We start from the raw sequence: 16,783 nt of genomic DNA on the forward strand, positions 1-16,783 counted from the left end.
GAAGAGGATTATGCGCACCCCATTGGCGATCGGCGCCCTGCTGATTCCCGGCAGCGCGCTCGCTCAGGCGCCGACGACGCCACCCCCGCTTTATGCCCTGGAATATGAGGTCAAACTGCCGAGCACGGCCGACTGGGACTATATGAAGGTCGATCCCGTCAACAATCGCCTGTTCATCGCGCGTCGGCGCGACGGGCTCACCGTGTTCGATCTCAAGACCCGCAAGCATATCACCCTGTCCAATTCGATCGGCGCCAACGGCCCGCTGTTATTGCCTGAATATGATCGCGGCTATGTCGCGATGACCGACGGCACCTTGCTCAGCTTCGAGCTCAAGAGCCTCAAGGTGCTCGATCGCATCCGCCTCGACGCCGCCGGCCTGAACGGCGCGGTGTACGATCCCGCGGCGAAGATGGTGCAGGTTATCACCGACAGCCGCCCGGTCGAAACCACATTCTACACGATCGACCCCAGGACTGGAAAGCTGGTCGGCCAGAAGTCATTTCCCTTTCGCAAGATGGACGACCCGACACCCGACGGTAAGGGCTTTCTCTACGCCTCCACGCGCCGCAACGCGGTGATCCTCAAGCTCGACTCGCGCACGCTCGAGGAAAAGGGGCGCTGGCAGGTCAAGGGGTGCGAGCAGACGGTGAAAACCGTCTATCATGCCGCCAGCGACCGCGTGCTGGTTGGCTGCCGCGGCGAGAAGCCGGTGTTCACGGCATTCAACGCGACCAGCGGGGCGCAGCTCGACACGATCCCGATCGGTCAGAATATCGACGGCATGGGCGTTGACGAAAAGCGTAAGCGCATCGTCGTCGCGACGGGCGGCAGCGGCACATTGGGCGTGATCGAGATGCGCGGGCCGGATGACTACAAACTGCTCGGCCATGTCGGGACGCGTGCGGGGGCGCGGATCATGGCGCTCGATCAGCGCGACGGCCGCGTCTACACGATCACAGCCGGGCATACGGTGGGTCCGCAGCCACCGACGGGCGTACCGCCGGTCACCTATCTGCCCAACAGCTTCGTCGTGATGAGCTACAAACCGATCGATTGACCCAAGGAATTGCCGTCGCACCCCAAGGAGCGGCGGCAACGGCCCGCCCCCTCAGCCCGCCGAAATGGCGGGCATTTTTTCGCCCTGTCTTCGCCACGCGATCAACGGCAGCCAGAACAGCGCGCCCACGATTGCGACCGCCCCCGCGACATACAGCGCGGTCGCCCACCCCCAGATCCCAGCGATCCACGGCGTCAGCACCGGCGAGATCACGCCGCCGATGTTGCAACCGACATTCATCAGTCCCGCCGCCGTGCCGGCATGGCTCTCGCTCATGTCGATCGCCGCCGCCCAATAGGCGGCCATGCTCGCATAGATGCCGCCCGCGCCAAGCGCGAGGAGCAGCACCGCCAGGCGGACGTCCTCGACCGCAGCGCCCGCGACCACGAACACCGCCGTCGCGACGAGTCCGCCGATGCCGAGCGCGGCCTTGCCGTTGCCTGGGCCATAGCGGCGCGTCATCCGATCGGTCAGCCGCCCGCCGAGCGGCGCGCAGATCGCGCTGACGACGAAGGGCGCCATCGTATACACCCCCGCCGCCTCGACCGACATGCCGCGCCCGTTGACGAGGTAGAGGTAGAACCAGGCGAAATAGAGATAGAGGACATAGCCGACCGCGAAATAGGCGGCGGTCAGGCACCACAGCCGGACATTGCGGAACAACTGCCACCACGCGCCGACCTCTGCGACATCCGCACGCATCCCTTCGCGCTCGTCGCCCTCGATCAGCGCGACTTCCGCGCGGTTGATCCAGCGATGCTCGGCCGGACGGTCGCTCGACACCCAATACCACAGAGCCGCCACGACGATGCCGACCGCGCCGGAGATGTAGAAGGCCTCGCGCCAACCGAAGGTCACCATGATCCACACGATCAACGGCGGCGCAATCGCCGCGCCGATCGTGTTGCCGGCAAAGATGATGCCGAACGCCAGCCCGCGCTCGCCCGGCGCCATCCAGTTGGCGATGGTCCGCGCGCCATTGGGCGGCGCGACCGCTTCGCCCACGCCGATCAGGAACCGGACCAGCGCGAACGAACCGACCACGCCGATCCACGACGCCAGGAAGATGTCGCCCGCGATCGCCGTCGCGGCCGTGAACAGCGACCACCATAGGATCGCGAACCCAAGCACGCGCCGCGGCCCGAAGCGGTCGCCGAACCAACCGCCCGGGATCTGGAACAGCGCATAGCCGAACACGAACGTGCTGAAGATCATGCCGATCTCGACGCTGCTGATGCCGAACTCGTCGATCATGTATTTCGCGGCGATGGAGATGTTCACTCGGTCGATGAACATCAGGACATAGGTGACGAACACCGCGGCGACGATCATCCAGCGGACGCGTGTGGGACGGGCAATATCAGTCATGCGAACACTCCATGACGGGGCGGCTGCGCGAAGGCTGTCCACCGCGCAGGCTTCGGGTCGAAAACGGGTCCGGCTGCTACGGCTGTTTGCGCCAGTAGAAGCCCGGGAACGGCCGCGCCTGCGGCCAGATCTGGTCCATCGTGGCGGCGTTCCACAGCAGGCCGCCCTTCATCACCAATCCCACCGAGTTGCTGTTGCGAATGTCGTCGAGCGGGTTGGCGTCGAGAATGGCGAGATCGGCGCGCTTGCCCGACTCGATCGACCCGACGTCGCGCGATAGGCCCATCGCATCGGCCGATCCCATCGTCGCGGCGTAAAGCGTCTCCATCGGAGTTAGGCCGCCATCGGCCATCGCCCACATCTCCCAATGCACGCCCAGCCCTTCGAGATTGCCATGCGCGCCGAGCGCCAGCTTTCCGCCGGCGCGCAGCACATCGGCCGAGCTGCGCGCGAGATGCTGAAAATACCAGCTGCCCTCGGACCGCGCGGCGCGCAGCCGGTCGCGCGCGGCGACTTCGTTAAGTGGCGTGAAGCGCAACAGCTTCTCGTCCTGCGCGACTCCGCCCCGGGCATAGAAAAAGTCTTCGGCGCCTCCGCCCGGCCCGACGGTCAACGTTGGCACCAGCGGGATGCCGGTCGCCTTGAACAGACCGAGCACGTCGGCCCGCAACGGCGCGGTCTTGATCGCATGTTCGAGCGTAGAATAGCCGTCCGTCAGCAGCGTCAGGTCGAACGCGATCTTCTGCGCACCCTCCGGAATCGCGAGCAGCCCTTCTTCGCGTGCGGCCTGCAGCACCCATTGCCGCTGCTCGCGACGGGGCAGCGTGTAGAGCTTGATTGCCGCCGCTCCGATCGCCTTCAGCCGGCGAACGCCCTGCCGCACTTCCTCCAGTGTTTGTGGCGGCTTCGAAAAGGCGGTCTCGTCCCAATAGAGCGGCTCGCCGGTGCTGAACACGCGCGGCCCCCAGGATCGACCGGTCTCGATCATCTCGGCCTGGGTGAAGATCGACTGCGATCGCGCGGACGGATCGCGCACCGTCGTCACGCCATACGCGAGCTGGATGACATAGCCCCAGTCCATCTCGGGGAAGAGCTCGGCATTGCGGCCCTGGCGATAGTGATTGTGCACGTCGACGAACCCGGGAATGATCGTCTTGCCGCTGACGTCGATCACCCGCGCACCGGTCGCCCCGCGCAGGCTGCCCGCAGCGCCGACTTGGACGATGCGATCATTTTCGACCAGCACGTCGCCGCGTTCGATCATCCCGGCCGGCCCCATCGTCACGATCCGCGCACCGCTCAACAACACGCGCCCCGCGCCGATCGCGCGCGGCTCACGCACCGCTATGTCGATCGCCGTGGCGGGCTTGCCGGTCGCCACCGCCACCTTGTGGTAACGCGGTCCCCAGCCCCAGCTCACGCTGCGCCCGCCATCGGCCCAGTTGACGAAATAGCCACCGTTCGAGCTCAACCGCCGAACGCTTCCGGCCTTGCGGGGATCGATCTCGACCGGGCCGCCGACGCTGGCCGGGAATGGTGCCAGATAGGCGTCGAACTGTTCAGTGAAGGCGATCCACTTGCCGTCTGGCGACGGCATCACATCGTCGGCGAAGCGGAAGCGCGCGATTGCGCGCCGCTCCGATCCGTCCAGCGCGGCGGAGAACAAGGTCGTTGCCTGCCGCCGCTTGGGCGATTCGGTGAAGTAGATACGGGTCCCGTCGCCACTGAAGCTTGGCCGCATTTCCTGGCGGCGATCGCCGCGCGAACCGACCCGCGCCACAATCTGCGCAGCTGCCGGCCGCGCGACGTCGATCCATTCGACGGTCTTGGCGAGGCTCTCGGTCAAATTCGCTTCGCCGCGCAGCTCGCCGCCTGAGCTTTTGACATAGACAAGCTTCGTGCCGTCAGGCGACCACGCCAAATGCTCGTAGTGACCGGCGCTGTTCGTCAGCCTTTCCGGCGCGAGGCGATCCACGGGCGTACGGTAAATGTGCCCCGCCCCGGCATCGGTCCAGCCGACATAGGCGAGCCAGCGCCCGTCCGGCGAGACCGCCGGCGAATATTCTAGCCCCGGCCCGTCGACGATCCGCCGCGCCTGCCCGCTGCGCACGTCATGGCGATAGATCTTCCCCGCCGCCGCGAAGAACAACGTCCGGCCATCGGGCGCCTCATGCGTCCAACGCAACATGCGCAGACGCAGCGGATCGGACGATAGCCGGTTTTCGACCGTCCAGCGTCGCTGAACCTGTTGCTCGACCTGCGCCCGGAACGGGATCGCGGCAAGGGTTCCAGAGATCATGTCCAGCCGGCGGACCTTGCCGCCCGCGGCATAGATCAGGGCCGCGCTGTCCGGCGTAAAGCCGAAGCCCGGCAGCAGATCGACATCGCTTTCGGGATTATCCTGCTGGTCCCAGTCGAATTCGGCATTCAGCACGCGCTCGGCGCCGGTTCGCAGGTCGCGCAACACAGGTCGCACCGCATTGCCCGCACGCCGCCCGAATGCGAGCCAGCGCCCATCGGGACTCAGCGCGGGCCGCGATGCGCCACCGTCGCCGCGTACGACCGGCTGGATCCTGCCGCTCGCCAGCTCGACACGATCGATGCCACGTTCCGCCATCGTCGTGAAATACAGCCACTTGCCATCCGGCGACGGCACCGGGCCGAGTGGATTGCGCTGGCGATCGACGATCCGCGTCATCGACCCGTCCGCCACCGCGAAGCGCACCAGTTCGTAACGGTCGTCGGCCATGAGATCATCGCGGCGCAGCGCGAACACCGATGAACCGTCGCGCGACCACACCGGCGACATCACGGTCGCGTTCTTTTCATGGCTCAGCCGCCGCGCGCTGCGGCCATCTGCATCTGCGATCCACACGTCGCTGCCGCCTGCGCGATCGGACACGAACAGGATGTGCCGCCCGTCCGGCGAGAAGCGCGGCTGGACGTCATAGGCCGCGCCCGACGTGATCCGCACCGCGTCTCCGCCCGCCACAGGCAGCGTGTATAGGTCGCCCAGGATATCGAACAACAGCATCCGACCGTCCGGCGAGCTGTCGACGGACGACCACGTCGCCTCATCGAGCGTAACGCGATAGGTGAAGCTCGCACCATGCGACGCTTCCACCGACCATGCGGTCTTGTCCTGGGTCAGTGCAGTGCTGGCAAAGCCCGGGATCGCGCACGCGATCCCCGCAAGCGCGGCCGGCAGGATGCGCCGCCAGCGCGTCACGCCTCGGCGCTCATCGCGGGCACCGCACCGGCAAATCCCCCCCGCGCCACGCCATGATCGCTGAGCGTCACCATCCAGCCGACGCCATGCTCACGCGAGAAGCGGCGTTCGCCCTCAGTCCAGGCCGGCATGATCCACGGCTTGCCCGCAGCCCGTGCCGCCGTCGCGATCGCGGCCAGCGCCGCCCGGTCGGCATCGTCGAACGCATAGCGCTGACGGCCGCACGACAGGGCCAGATCGGTCGGCCCGACAAACAGGCCATCGACCGTCGGCAGCTGCGCGATCGAGCCGATATCGGCGAGCGCGGCGGCCGACTCGACCATCGGATAGCATTTGATCCGTGCGTTGCTGTCCTCGAAAAAGCCCGGCGGCGGCGCGCCATAGGTGACGATCCGGCCCGCCGCATAGCTGCGTGTGCCAAGTGGCGGATATTTGGCGAACCCGGTCACTTCGCGCGCATGCTCGATCCCCTCGACATGCGGAATGATCACGCCATCTGCGCCAAAGTCGAGTGCCTGCTGGATCGCCGGCGCGTTCGGCCCCAGCACCTTGGCATAGACCTCGAACCCCATCGCGCGGCAGAAGGGCGTGAACAGGTCCAGGGCGCTCTGGTCGAACAAGCCGTGCTCGAGGTCGAACACAAGGCGGGTGAAGCCGAAGTCCTTGGCCAGCTCGACCATCATCGGGCTGGTGGTCGACAACCAGAAGGCATTGCCGGCGGCATGATCGTGCATCAGTGCTAACCCCTAATTCCGTATTCGCGGTTCAGCCGAACGAAGTCAGCACGCGATTTTGATTGCTCGGCACGGCCGCCCGCACTTTGTCGAGATAGTCGAGATCGATCGCCGCGCTGGTCCAGCCAAGCTTGTCGGGCGCGCGCGCGATCACCGTGCCCCAGGGATCGACGATCATCGAATTGCCGTAGTTGGCGCGCACCAGCCCGTCGGCGACGTACGTCCCCGTCTGTCCGGCGGCGAGGATGTAGCATTGGGTCTCGATCGCTCGCGCGCGCAGCAGCACTTCCCAATGATCCTTGCCCGTCGCGAGCGTAAACGCGGCAGGCACGGCGACCATCTGCGCGCCCGCCTTAGCCAGCGCGATGAAAAGTTCGCCGAAGCGCAAATCGTAACAGATACTCGCACCCAGTCGCACGCCATCGACCTCGCACAGCATCGTGCGCTCGCCGCGCGTGAAGGTCGCGGATTCGCGATAGGCGAGGCCGTCCGGCGTCACCACATCGAACATGTGGATCTTGGCATAACGCCCGATCTCCGCACCGCTGCGATCGAACACGAGCGAGGTGTTGCGCAGCGTGTCGCCATTGCGCTCGCCTATGCTGCCGCCATGAATGTTGACGCCCAGCTCACGCGCCAAGCCGCTCAGCATCGCATAGGCCTGACCGTCCGGAAACGCCTCAGCTGCCGCCAGCGCGCCGGCCGGCGTGCCGCCGAGATAGGCGAACAGCTCGGGCAGGACGATGAGATCCGGCCGGGTCGCTGCGACCGCCGCGCGGACCAACCGCTCGGCACGGTCGAGGTTGGCCGCCTTGTTGTCATCGGACGTGGTCTGGATCAAGGTAACTTGCATGACGCTCCGCAACGCTTCGCTGGATGAAGGCGGGTGCGGCAGCCGGATGGGCCAGCTGCCGCCGCAGCTCAGAACTTCGCGCCGATCCGCAGATTATAGGATCGGCCGCGGCCCGCATAATAAAGGTTGTTGGCCGCCGTCGCCGCCTGGGCATGATAGGTGAAATACTGCTGGTCGAGCAGGTTGGAGACCGAGAAGGTTACCGTGACCGGCTCCATCACCTCGACCGAGATCGCGGCGTCCACCGTCGTATAGCTCTTGAAGCGCGCAGTCGTTGCACCGAGCCGATTGGTAAAGGTCTTGTCGAAATAGGTGAACGACTGGATGCGCCCGCTCACCGGACCATCGGGCGTGATGTCGATGCCGATGCTCATACGGTCCGGGCCGATATCTGCCGCGCCAAGATCGGAGTCGAGCACGCCGTCGGCGTTGCTGTCGAACCGACCGCGCAGCACCGAATAGCCGCCCGTGACGTTGAGCCAGTCGGTCGGTTTGGCGCCGGCCGTCAGTTCCCAGCCGCTGGTCTTGGTGGCCTGCCGCGCCAGGTCGAACGTTCCGTCCGGCCGTGCGACCAGCATCTGCCCGAACTCGGATTTCGACTCGAAATAGGTGACGCCGAAGCGGAACGACCCGACGGCATATTCGCCACCGACCTCCTTGTTGCGGGTGACGATCGGCGCTAAGTCGAGCAGCGTGTTGACCGATTGACCGAACGTGCTGACCGACCGCAAGACGCGCCCGATATCCGGCACCGAGAAGGCTTCGGAATAGGAGCCATAGATCGTCAGGCCGGGCAACGGCTTCACGTTGATGCCGGCGTTGAACAGTGTGTCGGAGAAGTTGCGTTTACCGCCCTTGACCGGCACGCGCTGGAAATCGGCACGGTTGCCCGCCCGGCTCACGAAATCGGGCACTTCCAGATTGCCGATTTCGTGGCGCACGCCGCCGGTCAGCGTGACGAACGACAGGGGCTTCAACGTCAGCTGAACGAATGGCGCGTAGTTGTAGAAGGTCGTCGGCGGTACCGACACGCGGCCGGTCAGCACCAGCGGCTGCGAGGTCAGGTCGCGCAAAAAGTCGAACCCGATCGCCCCGTCGAGCGGCAGTCCGCCGATCGCGGTCAGCGCATAGGTGGTCTTGGCACCGTACTTCTCCGAATTGTTCTGCGTCTGGTCGAACAGCGTCCCGATAGGCGCGATCAGCGGATCCTGGAACGATGCCGTCAGCTGGCCGCCGAACAGCGATTTGAAGTTCTGGTAATAGCCTTGCAGCGAGAACTTCCCGCCGAGGAAGTTTGAATGGCTGTAATCGAGCGAGGCGGTCCACACATCGTTGATCGCCAAATCACCGCGCGGCGTGCCGTCGACCGAGATCGCCGGCCGGCCCAGCGTGCGGCTGCCATCGACCCGGACATAATTGCCGCGCTGGTTGAGATAGAAGCGGTTGACCATCGCCTGGATGCGCTGGTTGTCTGACGGCTCCCAGCCAAGCTTCACGAAGAAGTTGCGCGCCTGCGTATCTTGGATGTCGCCCGATTCATTGTCGATGCCGATCGTCCGACCCTTGGCATCATAGAACAGGCCGCGCTCTTCATAGCTTGCCGACGCAACCGCGTCGAAACTGCCGAAATCCTTGGCGATCAGGTAATGCGCGCGCCAGCCGAAGCCGTCCTTGTCGAGCCCGTCATTGGCCGACAGACCGACCGAGGCGCGCTGTTCGAGCGAGCCATCCTTCGGCGCGCTGACCGTGACGAAATTGACCACGCCGCCGGTGCCCCCCAACCCCTGCAACGCATTCGCACCGAACAGCACCTCGATGCGTTCGATCACTTCAAGGTCGATCGTCACGCCCTCGCGCGAGCCGGGACGCAATGGTGTCGATTGCGGCACGCCATCGACCAGATAGAGCGGCGCACGTCCGCGAAAGGATTCGCCACCGCCCGTTAGTTTCTGGCGGCTTGGCGCAAAACTGGGGACGAGATTGGCGAGGACTTCGTTGCTGGTTGCGGCCAGCGATTGCTGCTGGCGCACCTCAGCTTCTTCGAACACATCGATCTTCACGGGAAGATCTTTCGCATCGCCACTCGATCGAAGCGCGGTGACGACGATCGCCGTATCGTCCGAAGCCTCGGAAGTCTGCGCATGCGCCTGGATAGACCATGCTGCGGACACGATGCCCGCCCCCGCCAGCAGTACACTCCTTTTGCGCGATGCGCTCATTGCAACCCCCTGATTCGTTTCAGCACCTATAATTTGGTACTATTAGATCGACAAATGCCGGATGGCAAGCTTATAAATCGGTACGTTCGTTGCGCGGCGGAACGATACCGACCTAGTATATCTTCTGCCCAAACGCCGCTATAGTAACCCTCGAGGCTACATAGGAGCGCAACAGGCGTCGTCATAAATGGTATAAAATGTCTATGAATCGCCAACATGCATGGCGCGGCCGGCGCATGTGATGATGTAAATTCGCAGCGAAGGTCGACGCCAGGTTGGTCCGAACGGTCGCACCGGTGCTGTCAGGGCAAATGCACCGGACATTAGGAGGAGCTGCCTAGCGGGAGCGGATGCCTCGTTTGCGCACCCCCCTTCCCCGTTTCGCTATTTCAATTCGTCGCCGGAAGTGATCCGGTTCGTCGTACTGATGTACTTACGGTTTCCGCTGTCGCTGCGGAATGTCGAGGACCTGCTGTTCGAGCGCGGCATCGACGTATGCCACGAGACCGTCAGACTCTGGTGGAATCGGTTCGGCCGGTGCCGTCAGAGCAATGTGGCGGCGTCCGCTGGCTGCTGCTAGCGGCGGCCAATGCCCCGGAAATCGAGAGCCAAGCCCCCTCCCCGTGTCGATGCTTCAACTCGTCGCCGGAGGTAATCCGCCTGGTCGTACTGATGTATGTACGGTTCCCGCTGTCGCTGCGGAACGTCGAAGACCTGCTATTCGAGCGCGGGATCGACATCTGTCACCAGACCGTGCGGTTCTGGTGGAATCGCTTCGGCCCGATGTTCGCCGGCGACATTCGTCGGCAGCGGGTCAGCCGTATGCGGGGCGCTGTCAAACCAATGTGGCAGTGCCCGCTTGCTGCTGGTAGCGGCGTCCCATGCCCCGGAAATCGAGAGCCAAGCCCCCCCCCCCTCCCCGTTTCGATGCTTCAACTCCTCACCGGAGGTAATCCGCCTGGTCGTACTGATGTATGTACGGTTCCCGCTGTCGCTGCGGAACGTCGAGGACCTGCTGTTTGAACGTGGCATCGACCTCTGCCACGAGACTGTGCGCTTCTGGTGGAACCGCTTCGGGCCGATGTTCGCCAGCGACATCCGCCGACAGCGGGTCAGCCGTATGCGGGGCTTCCGTCACTGGCGATGGCATCTCGACGAGATGATGGGGTGGACGCCCCCCGACGGCATCTTGTGCCAAGGTAGGTGAGTCGAGCACCTATGAGCAGGAGGCGTCCGTGGAAGAAGTTAGCACGATCGGGTTGGATATCGCGAAGTCTGTTTTTCAAGCGCATGGAGCAGATGCGGCGGGGCACACGCTGTTCAACCGTCGCGTAACCCGCGGTAAGCTGCTGGAGTTTTTCGCAACCCAGCCAAGGTGCCTTGTAGCTATGGAGGCGTGCGGTGGCGCTCACCATTGGGCGCGCCAGTTCACGGCAATGGGCCATGAAGTCCGGCTGATCCCGCCCGCTTACGTAAAGCCTTTTGTGAAGCGGCAGAAGAACGATGCGGCCGATGCTGAAGCGATCTGCGAAGCGGCACGACGACCGAATATGCGGTTTGTGACAGTGAAGAGCGAAGAGCAGCAGGCGTCGGCCCTTGTGTTCCGAACGCGCGATCTTCTGGTCAAGCAGCGGACTCAGATCATAAACGCGATCCGCAGCCACTTGAGCGAGTACGGATGGGTAGCTCCGCGGGGCGCCGCCTGGGTGACTTTGCTCAGTGATATGGTCGACGACGATCTCGGCGCATCTCTTCCCGCTGCCGCACGCGACATGTTGCGCGTAATGATTGATCTGCTTGATACTCTGCGCGCAAAAACAGCTCAGCTGGACAAGGAGATCTCCCGGCGCGCGCGGGAGGACGAGGTCGCGCGCAGGCTCATGACGATCCCCGGGATCGGTCCTATCGCTGCCACGGCGATCGCTGCCCTGGCGCCTCCGATGGCGACCTTCCGTCGTGGTCGAGACTTTGCGGCCTGGCTCGGCCTCGCCCCGCGACAGAACTCCTCGGGCGGGAAGACCAGACTTGGACGGATCTCGAAGATGGGTGAACGCACATTGCGTCGGTTGCTGATCATTGGCGCGAGTTCGGCAGTGAGGCAGGCCAGCATACGAGGCGCGCCCGAAGGATCATGGCTCGCCAATATGCTCGCACGCAAACCGCGCATGCTGATCAGCGTTGCTCAGGCGAACAAGACAGCACGGATCGTCTGGGCCGTGCTAACGAGAGAGCAGGATTACAGGGCTCCGATGGCAATGCCGGTGTAAGGCTAGCCGTCAGAGGTCGTCGGAGGACGGCAAGTGGTCAAAGGAGGGTATGGCGCAACGATCGGTAGATGGGGTCGGTAAAACCAGTGACGTACAGCGTGCCTTCGAGCACACCGAGATGTTTTGGAACTGGCCCGCGAACTCCCATACAGGCCCGCAGCGCTAAAGCTGCATACACAGGCCGGACAGATGGCAGCACCCGACCAGCGCGCTAACGCCCAAATACCCCTTGCTATCCGCGGGGCGTCCACAGATGTACGTCAAGCTCAACGGCGAGATGGTTTACCTCTGGCGGGCGGTCGATCACGAGGGCGAAATCCTTGAGAGTTTCATCACCAAAACGCGTGACAAGAATGCCGCGCTGACCTTCATGAAGAAGGCGCTGAAGCGCCACGGCTCACCTGAAGCCATCACAACTGACGGCCTCCGGTCGTACGGCGCAGCCATGAATGAACTCGGCAACCGCGAGAAGCAGGAGGTCGGGCGATGGGCAAACAACAGGGCCGAGAACGCGCATTTGTCATTTCGACCACGAGAGCGAGCGATGCTCAGGTTCAGGCGAATGAAGACGCTGCAGAAGTTCGCCAGCGTGCACGCCAACGTCCACAACCATTTCAGCCTCGAGCGCCATTTAGTCGATCGACAGACCTTCAAGGAACGCCGCTCGGCCGCGCTGGCCGAGTGGCAATCGATTGCGAGCTAGGCTGCCAGCTTCAAAGACCGAACTCCATCCTCTGGAGAGCGGTTCGCGTACGACTGACAGCTCCCTCAGGTCAATTCATTCGGCGGCCTGGATGGCCGCTGCGGCAGCATATTCGACCGGCGTCAGCCAGCCAAGCGATGTGTGAGGCACTAGCCTCGTCCCGAAATGGGACGCAGCGGACCAAGGCCGTTCGCCTGGCTCTCCGGGTGCTGCGCCCACACTGCCCGCGATCATGGCTCGTCTATTTCTGGGATGCCTGCGCGACCGAAAACGAGATCGGCCGGCACCAGAGCATGAACGTTGCGCTCAATGGCGTTGAGCTTCGCCTTCCCGGCGCTTCGGAGGATGATCGCGCAAGGGCCGTGCCGCGATGAAAAATGGCCGAGCGCGAAAGGGGTTAACCGCTCGTTCTTTAAGCGTGCAACGGTGCGATCGGTTCCGCTCGTGGTGATCGCGGGCTATTTGCTACAGCAACCCCGCCATGCCATGCCTTGAGCTTGGACGCGGCGCTGGTGTGGCCGAGCGGAAAAGGGAGTTTGAACGCCCGGCCACCGCAGTCAGGGTAACACCCGAGCCGGACGAGTCCACCGGCTGCAAATGGCGCTTTTCCCGATTTGGATCACCTGCGACGAGCGGGGCTAAGCGCGCGCCCCTGCGTGGTTTGTAAGCGACATATTCGCCAGAAAGGTTGATCGATGTCGCGTAGAGATTGGACCGATGAAGAATCCGAATTTGCGCGGGTTCTGTTCGACAAGGTGATGGACGCGGTGATCGCCACGGCACCCACCCGATGGCGAGGGCGGATTCGTGCGGCCCGAAATTGTTCGCGTTGTGCTGCCCGAGGTCATGGCCGCAATCGACTTGAACGCTGGACTAGGCCGGGTGCCGGGCGAGCGTCGTAAGGCGGGGGAAGCGATTGGTATGGCCTACCGCCAAAATGGCTATTTGAATCCCGTCATCTGCCTCAAAGCCCATTTCTACGCCAAGCAGATTATCCGCAGCCCAACCGATCAACATGAGGGCGCAAAATCCCAGCAGCGAGAAAAATATCCAACGCAAGCCGTGCCGTCGTCGGTCTGTAAATTCTCTCATGTTGTGATGCTGTGGCATCCCCATCAGAACACCGCAAGGTCGTTCGCAATAGGGTCGTCGTCAGCAAGGCTGCTACTGGCGCCGCGTGGCAAGCGCGGAACGTCGATTTGCGGGTGGGAAGCGGACTTCGTAAATAACGAAGCGCCGCCAGCCTCCCGACCGGCAGCGCTTCGTTAATCAGTGCAATCATGCCAAATTATGGCTCACCGTATTGATTGCCACTTTGCGGCGGCGGATAGCAAATCCGATCGAGCCGAATCCGAGCAACATCATCATCCAAGTCGCAGGCTCGGGCACAGCGGAAATCGCGGTATTGAAAGTTATGTTGTCCACCGTTTCGATCAGATTAATGGGCGCGCCACTCGCATTTGCGTAAGAAAACTCGAAGCGGTCGAATAACAGACCCCCACCAATCAGGCCAAAGGAAACGGACTGATCCAAAATATCGTTCCGGTTCAGACCTACGAAATTTGACCCTACAAGGTTACTGCCAAGGAATAGTTTGAGAAGCGCTCTGTCCCCCGGCTGGCTGCAGCAGGGGTCGTCGTTACCAAACATCAAACTCATGAAATCTACTGTCGTAGCGAACGACCCGATCAAATAATTCCCGGTGTCCGGAAAGACGGCTAAGCCGTTGCCAGCTGTTTGCGGAGTGAAGTTCCCAACTTCCAGGCCGCTTCCCGATGCCGACCTGAATGTCAACTGCGGTGCGCCTGTCGCAGAGAAGCCCTCTGCCTTTGGCCCTTGAGAAGTGGCCTCGAAGTCTATCGTGGTAGCAGCAAATGCGGGTGAAGACACAGCGCAGGCCGCCACCAGCGCAAAGGAGCTAAAAGCGCGTCTCATCATCAAATTTCCCCCGGATTTGCCGCTCCTCTCATGAGGGCGGAATTAGTATGAACAGCGGCTAACCATTTGACAAGGTGTGATTCAAGAGTCCCGTTCGGAGACAGAAAAAGCTCGTTCGGGGCACCTTTGACCCTTGAAGGGCCCGCCATTGGACAAACGTTCCCCAAAATGGGTAGCCCCGATTCAGCTTTTTAGGTGAGCATTCCGTAGCGTAAACCTGACGACAGGGACGCTGTTCGGGAGGGAGTTGATGCATTTTGAGGTAATCAAGGTTCCCCGTGCCAGCGCGGAACCACAATGGGACTGGAAGCTTATCAACGACTCCGGCGCTACAGCCGCTTACGGCGAGGGGTATCGCTCCAAGCTTGATTGCGAACACGCCATTGTTGCAGTAAAGGCGTTGGAGATGGACACCCCAATCAACTACGTGGAAGAGTGACGGAAGTTCTTTTGCGCTGAACCGGCCGCTCGCAGGATGGGCACGGGGATATCTGCACTGATGAAGCGCCGGATGAATAGATATTACGCGTCGGATCGTGCGAAGCTACGCGCGCGGGCCTTTTGTCAGCCACGCAGCCGCACTCCCTTGCCTACGACTACAATGGGGTCGTGGGCGGAACGGCAGCTTCGGGGATCGCAGCACCGTTAGGCAGCTGCCACCAATGCCAGACAATTATCCCACGTAGGGGTGAGCGTCGCGCACGATGTCGGCCGCGCGCTCGATTGCCTCTCGCTAGGACCTCCGCCCCTTCGGCTCCACCGTCCAGTTGCAGCGCGTGTGCGACCACAGCGGATGTTTCTCGACTGGGCCGATTGCCGCGCGCCAATCCGACGCGTCGCCGCCCGCAGCGCCTTCGAGTAAGTCCGCCATCAGGTCGCGCAGCTGCGCCGGGGTAAGAAGCTGGCCCATGCTTCCACGACTCACTGCCGCCGAGTCGCGTTCCCACGATTGAAGCGGAAACTTGGGTCAGCTTCCCGATGGCACGGACGCAATAACAAGATCGAGATGAGCGGTCAGGGCACCGACAGCCGCTCGAACGGTGTCGGGCATCGAATATTCCGGATACATGACCGCCACGCCCATCTGCCCTTCAATCGTGCCAATGTTGCCCGACCATGCGTCTTCGAGTTTGAGCAGCGCCGCTCGGCCAAGAAGGCCAAGAGCTATCCCATTCTTTTCGAGGTCGAGCACCCGCTTCCCGAGCTTGGCCTGTTCAAGCAGGCGCTTGGCATCTGCCCCTTTTGCGCCAGAGATTCCAGCCAGGCTATCGCGAATGCCCTCGAATAGATCGAGCGCAGCGCGATGGCGCTCGCGGCCAGCCCGCGCCCGGATATATCGATCAACCGCGAGCGTGCCGAGGATCGTCAAGGACGCGCCAATCGCCGCGCCAACAACACCGGAATTGACGAGCAATCCCGTTCCGGTAGCGTTAAGCGCGATGGCGACCGCGAGCCCACCAGCAGCGCCAGCAGCGCCGCCGACGAGCGCCTGTTTAACGACTGGCGGCACGAGGGCCTACGCGGACACGGTGGGGGTATAGTTCGAAGGAACCGCCCATTTGCGCGGCGGCTCCCGGTCTTGTTCAACCAATATCGAATATCCGACTGAGCCATCCCACTTGGCTAAAATGCACGGCATCTACGACACGGCAGAACCGGCGCTTACCGTCCCGACCGGCGAGCGCGACGCACTCACCGATGCGCGGGGGCACATTAAACACGTATCGCCAACGGGAATCTGCGAGGACTCCTGAGACACTACCAAGACCTTAACTGCCATCTTACCTCGCTTCAGCCACGCAGCCGCACGCCAACGCCGCCGCGCGTGGACTTCTCGCCAGCATCGATCAGGGTAACGCCAGCCGCCTGATAGGCTGACCAGATCGCAGTGACCGATTTAGGGGCTACGGACTGCCCGCCCTCGAAGCGCACTGCCGTCATACGGCTTACACCCGAGGCGGCAGCGAGATCAGAGAGCGACCAGCCAAGGCCAGCGCGCGCCATCTTCGATTGTGCGGGCGTCATAATGAAACGAATAGTTTCACGAAGCGCTTGACGCAACCATTAAATCTGCTACTTTTCGTCTCACCTCGAGACGTTCAAGGCGCGCCGGGGTCAAGGATTAGGCCCCTCGACCCCGGCGCTGATCGCAACCCTGTATCCGAGGGAACGAAAATGGTTGGAACTACACGGCGCGGCGCAATCGGCAGCATGGCGGCTGCCGGACTCATTGCGGGACATGCGGCGCGCGGCGCCGTCACCCCGGCTATTCGGAGCCCTCAGAACGCGAACGGGCGAACTTCACCTCGCTTTCGGCCTGACCTACTCCTGTGGCATCGGCGCTACTACCGGATTTAAATTCGCGCCTCTCACCCGCTCTCAAACGACATTCGCTAATCAACTGCGTCGCGG

Annotated in this window: 14 protein-coding genes and 4 pseudogenes; 9 read left to right on the forward strand and 9 right to left on the reverse strand. The window is 63.0% G+C overall.

Annotated features, from left to right (window positions below):
- Nucleotides 1-10 precede the first annotated feature (10 nt).
- Nucleotides 11-1,060 carry a YncE family protein gene (locus M9978_RS11520; protein WP_254293282.1) on the forward strand — a complete coding sequence of 350 codons (1,050 nt, stop codon included), beginning with the start codon at nucleotides 11-13 and terminating at the stop codon, nucleotides 1,058-1,060.
- Between the two features lie 51 nt (nucleotides 1,061-1,111).
- On the opposite strand, the gene M9978_RS11525 is transcribed toward M9978_RS11520, so the two are convergent.
- From M9978_RS11525 to M9978_RS11545, 5 genes are all read right to left on the reverse strand, one after another.
- On the reverse strand, nucleotides 1,112-2,428 hold the full coding sequence (locus M9978_RS11525; RefSeq protein ID WP_254293283.1) for an MFS transporter: 1,317 nt from the start codon (nucleotides 2,426-2,428) through the stop codon (nucleotides 1,112-1,114).
- 76 nt (nucleotides 2,429-2,504) lie between these two features.
- On the reverse strand, nucleotides 2,505-5,657 hold the full coding sequence (locus tag M9978_RS23335; RefSeq protein WP_254293284.1) for an amidohydrolase family protein: 3,153 nt from the start codon (nucleotides 5,655-5,657) through the stop codon (nucleotides 2,505-2,507).
- Entirely contained in the window at nucleotides 5,654-6,391 is a 738-nt protein-coding gene (locus tag M9978_RS11535) for an aldolase/citrate lyase family protein (RefSeq protein WP_254293286.1), read from the reverse strand. The genes M9978_RS23335 and M9978_RS11535 overlap by 4 nt, the downstream gene beginning before the upstream one ends.
- Before the next feature lie 31 nt (nucleotides 6,392-6,422).
- Nucleotides 6,423-7,244 carry a carbon-nitrogen hydrolase family protein gene (locus M9978_RS11540; protein ID WP_254293288.1) on the reverse strand — a complete coding sequence of 274 codons (822 nt, stop codon included), beginning with the start codon at nucleotides 7,242-7,244 and terminating at the stop codon, nucleotides 6,423-6,425.
- 68 nt (nucleotides 7,245-7,312) lie between these two features.
- Entirely contained in the window at nucleotides 7,313-9,463 is a 2,151-nt protein-coding gene (locus M9978_RS11545) for a TonB-dependent receptor (RefSeq protein ID WP_254293290.1), read from the reverse strand.
- 406 nt (nucleotides 9,464-9,869) lie between these two features.
- Between M9978_RS11545 and M9978_RS11550 the strand changes: the two are divergent.
- The 6 genes and pseudogenes from M9978_RS11550 to M9978_RS11570 all read left to right on the forward strand — a co-directional run.
- Nucleotides 9,870-9,998, forward strand: a pseudogene (locus tag M9978_RS11550) (IS6 family transposase); the annotation flags it as partial.
- A gap of 65 nt (nucleotides 9,999-10,063) precedes the next feature.
- Nucleotides 10,064-10,312: pseudogene (locus M9978_RS23540) on the forward strand (IS6 family transposase); the annotation flags it as partial.
- A gap of 43 nt (nucleotides 10,313-10,355) precedes the next feature.
- Nucleotides 10,356-10,625 (forward strand): annotated as a pseudogene (locus M9978_RS11555) (IS6 family transposase); the annotation flags it as partial.
- 73 nt (nucleotides 10,626-10,698) lie between these two features.
- Nucleotides 10,699-11,730, forward strand: a complete 1,032-nt coding sequence (locus M9978_RS11560; RefSeq protein ID WP_254293294.1) for an IS110 family RNA-guided transposase — start codon at nucleotides 10,699-10,701, stop codon at nucleotides 11,728-11,730.
- A 250-nt stretch (nucleotides 11,731-11,980) separates the two neighbouring features.
- Nucleotides 11,981-12,433: pseudogene (locus M9978_RS11565) on the forward strand (IS6 family transposase); the annotation flags it as partial.
- An 807-nt stretch (nucleotides 12,434-13,240) separates the two neighbouring features.
- A complete protein-coding gene (locus tag M9978_RS11570) occupies nucleotides 13,241-13,702 on the forward strand; it encodes a hypothetical protein (RefSeq protein WP_254293299.1) in 462 nt (153 codons plus the stop codon).
- 9 nt (nucleotides 13,703-13,711) lie between these two features.
- On the opposite strand, the gene M9978_RS11575 is transcribed toward M9978_RS11570, so the two are convergent.
- A complete protein-coding gene (locus M9978_RS11575; RefSeq protein WP_254293301.1) occupies nucleotides 13,712-14,371 on the reverse strand; it encodes a PEPxxWA-CTERM sorting domain-containing protein in 660 nt (219 codons plus the stop codon).
- A gap of 250 nt (nucleotides 14,372-14,621) precedes the next feature.
- Here M9978_RS11575 and M9978_RS11580 point away from each other — a divergent pair, with 250 nt between their 5' ends.
- Nucleotides 14,622-14,810, forward strand: coding sequence for a YegP family protein (locus M9978_RS11580; RefSeq protein ID WP_254293304.1), 189 nt, complete (start codon nucleotides 14,622-14,624; stop codon nucleotides 14,808-14,810).
- 294 nt (nucleotides 14,811-15,104) lie between these two features.
- Here the strand turns inward: M9978_RS11580 and M9978_RS11585 are convergent, their stop codons facing one another.
- Nucleotides 15,105-15,281 carry a hypothetical protein gene (locus M9978_RS11585; protein WP_254293306.1) on the reverse strand — a complete coding sequence of 59 codons (177 nt, stop codon included), beginning with the start codon at nucleotides 15,279-15,281 and terminating at the stop codon, nucleotides 15,105-15,107.
- Between the two features lie 57 nt (nucleotides 15,282-15,338).
- On the reverse strand, nucleotides 15,339-15,881 hold the full coding sequence (locus M9978_RS11590; RefSeq protein WP_254293308.1) for a hypothetical protein: 543 nt from the start codon (nucleotides 15,879-15,881) through the stop codon (nucleotides 15,339-15,341).
- Between the two features lie 118 nt (nucleotides 15,882-15,999).
- Here M9978_RS11590 and M9978_RS23120 point away from each other — a divergent pair, with 118 nt between their 5' ends.
- Nucleotides 16,000-16,125 (forward strand): hypothetical protein, encoded by a 126-nt coding sequence (locus M9978_RS23120; protein ID WP_302053949.1) that lies wholly within the window; start codon nucleotides 16,000-16,002, stop codon nucleotides 16,123-16,125.
- 37 nt (nucleotides 16,126-16,162) lie between these two features.
- Here M9978_RS23120 and M9978_RS11595 read toward each other — a convergent pair whose 3' ends face one another.
- Entirely contained in the window at nucleotides 16,163-16,396 is a 234-nt protein-coding gene (locus M9978_RS11595; protein WP_254293310.1) for a helix-turn-helix domain-containing protein, read from the reverse strand.
- Nucleotides 16,397-16,783: the final 387 nt, after the last annotated feature.

The organism is Sphingomonas tagetis (assembly GCF_024211275.1).
Lineage (GTDB): Bacteria > Pseudomonadota > Alphaproteobacteria > Sphingomonadales > Sphingomonadaceae > Sphingomonas > Sphingomonas tagetis.